Origin of the sequence: Treponema sp. Marseille-Q4523, assembly GCF_016901105.1 — a bacterium.
Lineage (GTDB): Bacteria > Spirochaetota > Spirochaetia > Treponematales > Treponemataceae > Treponema_D.
Genome location: NZ_JAFEVM010000057.1, coordinates 1 through 8,504, shown reverse-complemented (window position 1 = coordinate 8,504; position 8,504 = coordinate 1). Strand labels below are relative to the sequence as shown.

The 8,504-nt window shown below is 49.2% G+C and carries 7 protein-coding genes; 6 read left to right on the top strand and 1 reads right to left on the bottom strand.

Annotated features, from left to right (window positions below; translation table 11 throughout):
* The first annotated feature begins 68 nt into the window (after positions 1-68).
* The 6 genes from JSQ97_RS12205 (at position 69) to JSQ97_RS12180 (ending at position 7,981) form a co-directional block, all read left to right on the top strand.
* Positions 69-1,514: an NAD-binding protein gene (locus JSQ97_RS12205; RefSeq protein ID WP_205076297.1), complete on the top strand. Its 1,446-nt coding sequence runs from the start codon at positions 69-71 to the stop codon at positions 1,512-1,514.
* A gap of 12 nt (positions 1,515-1,526) precedes the next feature.
* The gene (locus tag JSQ97_RS12200) at positions 1,527-2,972 is read left to right on the top strand and encodes a TrkH family potassium uptake protein (RefSeq protein ID WP_205076296.1); all 1,446 of its coding nucleotides are present in this window, start codon (positions 1,527-1,529) and stop codon (positions 2,970-2,972) included.
* Between the two features lie 80 nt (positions 2,973-3,052).
* Positions 3,053-4,726: a DUF4153 domain-containing protein gene (locus JSQ97_RS12195; protein ID WP_205076295.1), complete on the top strand. Its 1,674-nt coding sequence runs from the start codon at positions 3,053-3,055 to the stop codon at positions 4,724-4,726.
* Positions 4,727-4,831: 105 nt separating this feature from the next.
* Positions 4,832-5,665 carry a hypothetical protein gene (locus JSQ97_RS12190; protein ID WP_205076294.1) on the top strand — a complete coding sequence of 278 codons (834 nt, stop codon included), beginning with the start codon at positions 4,832-4,834 and terminating at the stop codon, positions 5,663-5,665.
* An 8-nt stretch (positions 5,666-5,673) separates the two neighbouring features.
* A complete protein-coding gene (gene xylB, locus JSQ97_RS12185; RefSeq protein ID WP_205076293.1) occupies positions 5,674-7,152 on the top strand; it encodes a xylulokinase in 1,479 nt (492 codons plus the stop codon).
* 151 nt (positions 7,153-7,303) lie between these two features.
* On the top strand, positions 7,304-7,981 hold the full coding sequence (locus JSQ97_RS12180) for a fructose-6-phosphate aldolase (protein ID WP_205076292.1): 678 nt from the start codon (positions 7,304-7,306) through the stop codon (positions 7,979-7,981).
* A gap of 201 nt (positions 7,982-8,182) precedes the next feature.
* On the opposite strand, the gene JSQ97_RS12175 is transcribed toward JSQ97_RS12180, so the two are convergent.
* Positions 8,183-8,504: hypothetical protein (locus JSQ97_RS12175; RefSeq protein ID WP_205076291.1), on the bottom strand; the 322-nt coding region annotated here is incomplete at its 5' end.

Here is an 8,504-nt window from a genome sequence, read left to right as displayed (position 1 = left end):
GAAGATAAAAATTAATATTATAAATATAGCGTTTGGAAAATTTCAAATTAATTAATAAGGAATATTTGATGCGGATCGTTATTATCGGTGCCGGTTTTACCGGCGTGCAGCTTGCAAAATTATTGATCAACGAAAAAAATACCGTCGCGATCATCGACAACGATGAAAACAACGTGCGTCACGTTTCGAATCAGCTGGACTGTACGGTGATGCTCGCCGACGGGAACGACTTGGAAACGCTCGAAGAAGCGGGTATCGCGAAAGCCGACGCGCTCGTATGCGTTACTGAAAACGACGAAGTGAATATGATAACCTGCTCGCTTGTCGATGCGGTTTATCCCGACATCGTGAAGATCGCGCGCGTGCGCAACTACGCGTACTACGTCAACACGGCGGCCGCAAAAAAGAGTCACGCGGATTCGTTCGGCGGAAAACATCGGCCGCTGTACGGAATCGATTATATGATCCATCCCGACGTGGAAGCCGGCGAAGCTGTCGTCCAAGCGGTCGAAAGCGGTGCGGTGAGCGATGTGCAGGTTTTCGGAAACAATGCGTACGAGCTGACGCGCATGACGGTCGCAAAAGGAAGCAAACTTGCGGGACAAAAACTGCAGACCGTCCGCACGCTCATCGATAAGCCTTTCCTCATCGCGTACGTGGAAGAAGAAGGCAAAACCTCTCTTCCGAGCGGCAATACGGTTCTCAATCCCGGCGACAGCATCGGCGTCATCGTCGCCAAAGAAGAGGTTCCCGAACTGCTCGCGCTTTGCGGTTCCGAGCAAAAAGAATTGAAAAACATCGCGCTTATCGGAGCGGGAAGGATCGGCACGATCATCGCGGAACGATTGATTCAGCCGAAAGAAAAGCGCTCGCTTTTCAATTTGTTTTCGAAGCAGGTTATCAAACGACCTCAAAAATTCGTCATCATCGACAGTGACGAAGAGCTGACGAAAATCGCATCCGAGCGCTTTCCGTCGGCAAAAGTTTTTTGCGCCGATGCGACGGACGAAGCTTTTTTGCAGGAAGAAGGGATCGCGTCGTTCGATTTGGCGATCTGCGCGACGCACAATCACGAAATGAATATGGTGCTTGCGGCCTATCTCGAATCGCTCGGTGTCGGCAAATCGATAAGCCTCGTCACGAGTTCGGCCTTTTCATCGATTTCGCGGAAGCTCGGCGTCGACGTACCCGTTCCGATCCGCGATGCCGTCGTCGATTCGATTATGAGCCATCTGCGCGGAAAATCCGTTAAAGAAATTCACACCGTGACGACAGGCGATTTGGAAATCATCGAGTGCGTTCTTCCCGGCGATTCGAAGGCGGTTAATAAAACGCTCCGCGATATCGCAAATCCCGGCGTGTTTTTGATCCTCCTTGTCAAAAAATACGATTCGCAAGTTTACGAAATACCCGTCGGCGATACGCGCCTCAACGCAGGCGATCACGTTATCCTTATCACCGTTGCGGAAGAAAACGGCAACGTCGTTTCATTTTTCGGCGGCAGCGTAAAATAAGGGAGCGGCGTCATGGCGGTTTTAACGTTTTTAAAAATCATATCGATCATCGTCGCATTTATCGGTGTTTCGTTTTTAATTCCGATCGGCACGGCTCTCGCGCTCGGAGAGACTGCCGTCATCACTTCGTTCGCCGTTCCGATGGTCGCAAGCTGGATCGCGGCGATCGTTATCTTTATCGTCGGGCGAAAAACGGAAATACGTCTTTCAACACGCGGTACTTTCGTCATCGTTGCGCTCGCGTGGATTTGCGGAAGCGTGTTCGGCGCGCTGCCGCTCTGGTGCAGCCGTGCGATCCCGCACTTCGCCGATGCGATCTTCGAAAGCGTCAGCGGTTTTTCGACGACGGGAGCGACGATTTTGAGCGAAGTCGAATCGCTGCCGCGAAGCATCAATCTATGGCGGTGCGAAATGCACTGGCTCGGCGGTATGGGTATCGTCGCGCTCACCGTCGCGCTTTTGCCTCTTCTCGGCGTCGGCGGTTTTCAGCTCATTAAAGCGGAGACGACAGGTCCCGAAAAAGGCAAAGTGACGCCGAAGATCACGACGACGGCAAAGATATTGTGGCTTTCCTATACCGCACTTACGGTCGTGCAAACGGTGCTGCTCTTGTTTGCCGGTATGGATTTTATCGATGCGCTTTCGCACGCGTTTGCGACGCTCGGTACCGGCGGCTTTTCGACGAAAAATTCGAGCGTCGGTACATACGGTTCCGTTTCGATCGACGTCATCTGTACGGTGTTTATGTTTTTATCGGGGATCAACTTCAGTTTGTATTACTACGCCGTAACCGGAAAATTTTCGGAGATCCGCGATAACTCGGAATTAAAAGCGTATTTCGCCGTTTTTATTGCGGCTTCGCTCGGTATTGCGTTCGTTATCACAAAACAGTACGGTTCGTTTTTGCAGGCGCTCAGATACGGCTCGTTTCAAGTCGCTTCGATTTTGACGACGACGGGATTCGGCACCGCGGATTTTACAACGTGGGCGCCGACTGCACAATTATTAATTTTTATACTCTATTTTTTAGGCGGCTGCGCAGGCTCTACCGGAGGCGGTATAAAAGTCGTGCGCTGGGTCGTCCTTGCAAAACAGCTGCACAACGAAACCGAAAAAATGCTGCATCCGCACGGTATATTCAATATTCGATTAAACGGAAAAGTCGCCGGCAAAGATTTGGCGCCGAACGTCGCCGCTTTCGTTTCGCTGTATCTTTTGCTCGTATTTATCACGACGGCGGTCGGCTGCCTTTTCGATTTGGATCTGTTCAGCGCTTTGACGGGTGCGCTGTCGATGGTCGGAAACGTCGGACCGGGCTTCGGAAAATTGGGGCCGGTGTGCAATTACGGCTTCCTTCCCGATGCGGTCAAATGGTGGTATTCGTTTGCGATGCTTGCCGGGCGGCTCGAACTCTATACGATGATTTTGTATTTTCTGCCCGCATTTTGGAAAAAATAAAACCGGAACGCAAAGCCGACGTGTAAATGCCGTGTTCTTCGCTTTTTGACAAAAGTCGGGGCGGCGATTACAATAGCGTTATGAATATAAAAAATTCTTTTCGCCGTTTTATAAATCAAACGCTTTCGGGCGTACGCCGCTTTCCGCTTCCGGCATTTTTCGGCTTTGCGGTTTTTGTAAGTTCGGCGATCTATTTGTTTGCGCCTCAACCGAAAAACGAAGCAGGAAAGGCCGTTTCCTCTTTGAACGATGCTGTGCTGCACGCAGCTTTCGCTTCGGCGTTTGCGTTTTTTACTTCTACGGCCGCAACACTTGCCGCGCTGCGCTTTTCGCTTTCGCGGAAAATCCGTGCCGCGCTCTATGTGTTTTCAGTCGCATTGTGGATCCCCGGTTTTTTTCTTGCCAAAAAAATGGATGAGTTCAATTATGCTTCGCTTGCGTATTGGGGCAGTATCTGTATTTGCATTCTCATTGCCTTGTATCTTTGCGTAACCGCTTTCAATGAAAAAACCGTTTTTTTGCACATACTCAAAGCTGTCGTTTTTGCCGAATGGATCGCCGGTATTGCTTCCGTCGGTCTTTGGATAAGCCTTTGGGCGGTCAACGAACTCATCGTCCCGATAAAAAATATCGACGAATATATGTTATTGATCTCCGTCTTTTCACAAGCCCTTATAACCGTAAACGTATTTTTATCGCAGCTGTCGTTTGAAAAAGCGGAATTCCCCGTTGCGCGCATGTATAAAGCGCTCGTATTCTATGCGGCTTTTCCCGTCTACGTGATGTACGTTGCCGTGCTGTACGTGTATTTGGCAAAAATCCTTGTTACGCGCAATATGCCGGGCGGGCAGATAAATATCTTTGTGTCGCTGGCAACGGCTTTTTATCTCTTTTTTTATTGTACGCTGAAAGCTTTTCCCGGCCGTGCGGCGGATATCTTTTATAAGATAGGAACCTTTGTGATGCTGCCCTGCATCGCAGCCCAGCTTATTGCGGTATGGATCCGCTTTGACGCGTACGGATTGACGGTGATGCGATGGGCGGGGTTATTGTACACCGTTTCGGTTTTGTATTTTATCGTCGTTGTATTGCTTAAAAAAAATGCGCCTCGCGCGTGGCTCCTTTTTGCCGCGTTTTTGTGCGCCGTATCGACCCTTACGCCTTTGAGCCTCACTCGCGTTCCTTCTTTGGAGCAAAAAGCGCGGCTTGAAAAACTTTTGCACGAGTGCGGCTATTATACAGATGGGTATTTTGCGCTGCCCGCCGAATCCGTTATCTCTCAAATTCCGTATGAAAAACGCAGCGCGATGGCCAGTGCATACGACGAACTTTTGAGCGAACATAAAGCAGCTTATCAAGGTAGCGGAACTCTTTCCGGCGATTCGGACTTCAAAACCGTCTTCGGGTTTGCACCGCCGAAAGACAGGCAGGACAATGAAGTGTACAAATGTTACGAATGGGCGAATCATGAGATCGATATATCCCCCTATTCGCTTATGCTGCCGGTACGGGGATCCTACTATAGAAATTCCGACAGCGGCAGAATTTTTACAAAGGTGCCACTGTCAGTGCAAAAAACAAAATACGATATTTTCGACGCCTTGCTTGCCATGCCCGAAAGCGGCGAAGACTTTATCGTTGCGCTCGACGATACAACGACGCTGTATATAACGAGCGTAACAAGTTACTATGATCGCGAACGAAAAGGTTTTACGCAGTATCGGTATGAAGGCTTTGTTCTCAAAAAACGCTAGGCTTTCTTTTTGCTTTTTGACAAAGGCCGCCGATTGCGTGTATAATAATTCGAAGTTTACATTGATAAAAAGCAATCTTAACGATTCGGTAATTACGGGGGCTGTATGAAAAAGATGTTCGCCGCGCTGATTGCGGCTGTCATGTGCGTTTCTGTGTTTGCATTCGATGTCATGGAGTATCTTCCGCTTAAGGGTACGGTAAAAAATTATACGCGTACCGATTACGGTATTACGTCGAAATTCGGCGAGTATTTCCGCACGCCGGAGATGAAAATCGTCCGTGCATTCGACAGGGCAGGACGGGAAATCGAATCGTCCGAGATGACGGGACGCGGAACTCTCGTCAATAAAATCAAAAATACCTACGACGCGGCGGGCAAGCTTACCGCACAGGAAGGCTACAACGCGGACAACGGGCTTATCTGGAAAAGCGCCCTTACCTACGGCTCATCAGGAAATAAAGCCGACGAAACCGAATACGGAAAAGACGGCGGTTTAAAAAGCAAAACGATTTACACGTATACCGGTAATCTCCTTACCGACGAATCGTACTACGGCGCGGGCGGCGAGCTCGTATGGAAGATCGTATATGCGTACGACGATGCGGGCAGGCTTTCGGTCGAATGCCATTACTATGCGGACGGTTCGCTTGACGAAGAAATCGACTACGCGTATACGGACGGCGGCAAAATCGATGCGATCACGTTTATCGACGGGACGGGCGCGGTACAAAAACGCAGTTACTTCCGCTACGGCAGCGACGGCGTGCTCAACGAAATCACGACGAGCGATGCGGATAACAAAACGATTGCACGAGAAATCTACAAATACGATACCGCCGGCAATATCGCGCGGATTTCATCGTACGCGGTCGCAAAAAAATTCGGTACAACGGTTACCGAACTCGTCGGCATGTCGGAATTGACGTACGAGTATTAGGAGACACGATGAGTTTTTACATCGGTGTCGACTGCGGTACGCAGGGTACAAAGGTAATCATTTACGATGCGGAAAAGAAACGGATCGTCGCCGTCGGCAACAGCGGTCATAAACTGATTTCGGACAACAGCGGACTTCGCGAACAGGATCCCCGGTGGTGGATCGATGCGTTGGACGCTGCGCTGCGACAGGCGCTCGCTTCGTTTTCCGGAGACAGGCATGCAATCGCTGCGATCGGCGTTTCGGGGCAGCAGCACGGGCTTGTCGTTTTGGACAAAGACAAAAACGTTCTGTATAATGCGAAGCTGTGGAACGACACGGAAACGGCTGCCGACAACGATGACCTCGTCGAAAAAGCGGGCGGTACGGACGGTGTCATACAAAAAATCGGTACGGCGATTCCGGTCGGTTATACGGCGTCGAAGCTGGTGTGGCTTAAACGCTGCAAGCCCGATATCTTTTCAAAGATCGCATACGTCATAAATCCGAAAGACTATATCAATTATTACCTTACGGGCGTTATCTGTACGGACATAGGCAGCGCTTCCGGGCTCGGTTATTTCGACGTGTTGCATAAAGACTGGAATCGCGAAATGATCGATGCGATCGATTCTTCCGGTGTACTTTTGTCGTCGCTCCCGCCTATCGTTTCGGATGACAAGGCTGTCGGAAGCCTCCTTCCCGATATCGCGAAAAAATACGGACTTTCGGCAGCGTGCAAAGTTGCCGCCGGAAGCGGCGATAATATGACGGCCGCCGTCGGGACGGGGATCGTCAAAAACGGCGTCGGTACGATCAATCTCGGAACGTCCGGTGTGCTGAGCGTATATACGGATGCGGTACCGTCACGCTATCCGTCGATCATTCAAATTCAAAATCTGATTTCGAATTCTTGGATCCCGACCGTGTGCACGATGAACGCGACATCGACGACGACGGCGATTCAAAATCTCTTTGCCCTCGATTTAAAAACCTTTGATGCAAAACTCGCTTCGTCGCAACCCGGCGCAGACGGGATAATAATGCTTCCGTTTTTTAACGGGGAACGCATGCCGCCGCTGCCGCATGCGAAAGGCTCGATCACGGGACTGACGATCGCAAATATCACGCAGGAAAATATCATACGCGCGGCTGCAGAATCGGTCGCATTCGGTTTACGCTGGGGATACGATCTGTTAAAGGAAAAAGGAATACGATTGTATCAAATGGCGCTCGTCGGCGGCGGAAGCAACAGCGAGCCGTGGCGGCAGATTATCGCCGATATCTTTCAAGTGGAACTCGTTTCGCCGGAAAATAAAGAAGCCGGTTCGTTGGGCGCCGTCATACTTGCGATGAGCGCGTGCGGCGAAGGCGATATACAATCGCTGTGTGAAGCGCACGTTTCTTTTTCCGATAAAAAAATCATTCCGAAAAAAGAAAACGCCGCGCGATACGAAGACGTTTACAATGCCTATCTTGCCGAGCTGAAGGCACACTACACGATATAATCAACACCCCCGACGCAAGCGTCGGGGTATGTTGTTCTCATAAGGTGGTTGCAGTCGGCTTTAATACCCTTTGTTACGACGCAAGCGTCGGGGTATTAAACCCTCCGCACGAAAATCGTATTATGATATGTAATATATAAAGAGGTATGCAATGGAACTCATGCTCGACACCGCAAACATCGACGAAATTACGGAAGGAATCGGCTGGCTGCCGGTTTCGGGCATCACAACGAATCCGACGATCCTAAAACGCGAACGACCTGCGGATTTTTTTGCACATTTGAAAAAAATCAAAAGCGTATGCAAAAACATCTGTCCGCTGCATGTGCAGGTTTCCAGCGGTCGCTGCGACGAAATGCTCGACGACGCCGAAAGGATTATCCGCGAACTCGGCAGCGACACTTTCATTAAAATACCGGTTACGCAGAACGGACTCGCTGCGATAAAAGCGATTTCCGCAACGGGACGGCACGTCACCGCGACGGCTGTGTATTCGACGGTGCAAGGCGCGCTTGCGATGATGAGCGGCGCAAACTATATCGCGGTATACTACAACCGAATGATGAACATAGGCAGCGATCCCGATCGCGTCATCCGCGAACTTTCCGGTTTGACCGCGTCTTCAAACAGCGATTGTAAAATTCTTGGAGCAAGCTTTAAAAATACGGGACAGCTTGTCGCCGCGTTCGTAAACGGAGCTGAAAGCTGTACGGCAAGCTACGATATTTTAAAAGCAGGTGCGAACTTCGCTTCCGTCCGCGATGCCGTGGATGCGTTCAACAGAGATTGGAAATCGATGTACGGCGGGGCGACGATCGCAAAATTATAAATTCGATTGAATAGTACAAAATCATTCTATGACAAATTTCTCTCTGTGTTGCTCGATTTTTGACTTTTTGTAAATCGCGATCCGGGTCTATATAGCGTACCGGGTCATTTACACCGTAGGCATACAAATTGCAATATGGTTGCCGAACCTGCTTGTGTCGAGATGCCCCTATATAACAATCGCGATTTATAGTAAGCACTTTTATTTTGCCGGTTCCTCTGCTTGAATGACTATTCCGTTAGCGAAAAAATCTTTACTGCTGATTATCTGCGGTATATCCGAATATTTTATTGCATAAATAATATTTTTACCTTCAATATCGTCTGAGTGTATTACAAATTTATCAGTATCATTTTCATATTTCATCGCATAAGTATTGAAATCATTACTCATAACATCAATGGAACATATTTGCTCATTATTCAAAAGTATATTGTAATGATGATTTTTTATATCGGAAAAAGATAAGCCGCAAAGTTTTTTGCTATCACTATCATCAAAAAAAATCTGCCCTGTACAGCCA

Excerpts from the sequence above, each read along its gene's own strand:
- JSQ97_RS12205 (WP_205076297.1), top strand. The coding sequence starts at position 69 with ATGCGGATCGTTATTATCGGTGCCGGTTTTACCGGCGTGCAGCTTGCA.
- JSQ97_RS12200 (WP_205076296.1), top strand. The coding sequence starts at position 1,527 with ATGGCGGTTTTAACGTTTTTAAAAATCATATCGATCATCGTCGCATTT.
- JSQ97_RS12195 (WP_205076295.1), top strand. The coding sequence starts at position 3,053 with ATGAATATAAAAAATTCTTTTCGCCGTTTTATAAATCAAACGCTTTCG.
- JSQ97_RS12190 (WP_205076294.1), top strand. The coding sequence starts at position 4,832 with ATGAAAAAGATGTTCGCCGCGCTGATTGCGGCTGTCATGTGCGTTTCT.
- xylB (WP_205076293.1), top strand. The coding sequence starts at position 5,674 with ATGAGTTTTTACATCGGTGTCGACTGCGGTACGCAGGGTACAAAGGTA.
- JSQ97_RS12180 (WP_205076292.1), top strand. The coding sequence starts at position 7,304 with ATGGAACTCATGCTCGACACCGCAAACATCGACGAAATTACGGAAGGA.